Annotated in this window: 1 protein-coding gene; it reads right to left on the minus strand. The window is 46.8% G+C overall.

Features of this window, described 5'->3' with window-relative positions:
• Positions 1-71: 71 nt before the first annotated feature.
• Positions 72-2,479: DUF4116 domain-containing protein (locus KDK14_RS09815; RefSeq protein WP_257264921.1), on the minus strand; the 2,408-nt coding region annotated here is incomplete at its 5' end.

Consider the following 2,479-nt stretch of genomic DNA (forward strand, 5'->3'; position numbering starts at 1 on the left):
TTTCTGCCGTCCTCGCTACGGCGACGCCCAGTCGAGCGCTATTCTCGGACAGCCTCCCAGGAGCCAGGGCTTTAGTCTGACGACCACCTGAGAGGCCGTGTCAGATTTACAGAATTGCCGAATGCTCTCACCGCAACAGGCCCGATACTATCAATGGCTACCTCAATAATTTCAGGTTTGCCTTTTAATGAACGGCCAACGTAACGCAGGGCATTGCCGTTGTTCTGCAAGGCGATATTGACCAGCTCAGGATCATTACGGCATTTGTCACCGGCAAACTCCAGCGCCAGCGGATTTTGTTGCAGGGCAAGTTTGACCACTTCCGGACAATCCTTAAGCGCGTCACTGGCAAACCTCAGCGCCATGCCGTTATTGTGCACTGCCAGTTTGACCAGTGCCTTATTGGCCCGCAGTTCCGGGCTGACATGCATAAGTGCCTTACCATGGCGTTGAACTGCCAGCCGCACAGTAGGCTCATGGTCACGCAGCCAGCTATCGACATAATGGAGCAAGTGACCATCACCTTGCACAGCCAGTTGCGCCAGCGCTTCATCTCCTCTCAGTTTCGGACCGACGAATTTATAGCTCTTGGGGTCTTTTGATACGGCAAGAGTCAATAATTCCTTATTTTCAAACTGACTCTTGTCAAGGTACTTATCAATAGAGTGTTCAGGGTGATGATGAATGACAGCAAGTCGAATATAGTGCGGGTTGTGTTTGAACTGTTCATCGGCAAACCTGAGTGCCCAACCTTTATTTTCCAAAGCAGTTGTAACAATTGTCGGATCTGCCCTTAACCGTTTACTGGCGTATTCTAGCGCAGGGCCATAATTTTTCACGGCTGCCAGTACGATGGCTTGATTATCCTTAAGCCTTTCGCTGGCAAATTTCAGCATTTTCCCCTTGTACTCGACAGCTGTCTTGACTAATGCTTCGTCGTCTTGAAATTCACGTCCGGCGTATTTCAACGCTTTGGGGCAAGCGCCGACCGCAGTGAGAACGACTTCTCGATCGTTATTCAAATCTGGGAAAAATTGTAATTGTTCTCCAAAATTATCTTTTGCCAACACTGTTAAGGCCAGTTTCCGATAAAGATGATGGTCACCGGGCAGTTTTTTTCTGACAACGTGGTGAGTTAATGCATAGAGTTCATCTTTATTGCGCTCTATGGCCAACAGAAGAAGCTCTTTATGGAATTCGGGATCTTGTTCGAGATATTCAGTTATCGCATCACAAGAAAGAGCATAAGACGAATTTTTAACCGCTGTGGTTAACAACCGCCGAAAAAGCACATCATCAGATGACAACTCCACCCCGATAGAGGCAATGATTTTTTCAGGATTTTCTGTGGTATTTGCCAGGGCATAATTCACCATTTCAAAATCGTTTTTAAAGGTTTCCGGTGCATAGGCCATTACCTGCGGGTGGCTTTTGATGGCCGCAAAAACAATCGCACGCTGGTTGCGGATTTCAGGCGCAAGGAGTTCGAGAATGTAACCATTCTGTGACACCAGATGCATGGCCGTAGCCTCGTGTGCTAACCAGTTATAGTTCTTTTTAACCAGGTACTCAGCCCTGACTGGATCAGCCAGTAACCAATGCCACAGTAATGTCTGTTTATGCTCTTCAGTTTGAAAGCTCAACAGTGTTTCAATACGGTTTCCATTCGTCTTTCTGGTGAAACTTTTAGCAAGTTTGGAAAATAGCAGCGCCGATTCGACCAAATGACGAAGTTCCCTATCGTCGATAAAGCGGGTCATCATTGATTTATTTTTAGTGTAAGCCAAGAGCCAGTGGACATGCTGCAGAGCGAATTTATTGGTAACAGAAAAAGCGGGATTATTCAGCCTTTCCCTGATTGCGGCCATTGACCAATTTGTTTGGCTCTCGTCCAGATTAAACGGCACCAGATAGAGATCCACATTAGTCAGTTTTTTCAATAGCTCAATCATGTCCACAAACAGCCGCCGTACGTCTGTTTTGGTGGGAATATGGGTGAATTCAAAAAGGATTTGACCTGTCTGTTCATTGAAATGAATGTCCGGAGCATTGAAGCCGCTATTTTGCCGATAGTGCGACAGTGTTTGCGTCAAATACCACAGACGCTTGAGCATGCCATTCAGGAATTTTTTCGTTGTATTGGCAAATGGCTCAGAATAACACAACCGAACGGTCCGTTGTTTGCCAGCGTCGGCCTGTTCAAACAGATCGATAGTACACGCATGAGCCTGAAGCTTTATCGACAGCCGGGTACAATCGGGCAGATTAAGAACGGTCGCACTTAGGGCCGGTAATTGCCTGAGTGCGTTACGGCATGTGTTATCGAATAACGGTTGATCCTGAGACGTTGAAAAGTCAACAATATCAAAACATCCAGACTCAGCAATGAGCAGTTTACTCAGTTCACCCTGTCCTGAAGCAGTTGCCACCGGCCAGAGCCTGGCAATAAAACATTTGTGCAACCAGAGAATCAGTTCAT

This window comes from Endozoicomonas sp. ONNA2 (assembly GCF_024606365.1).
Lineage (GTDB): Bacteria > Pseudomonadota > Gammaproteobacteria > Pseudomonadales > Endozoicomonadaceae > Endozoicomonas.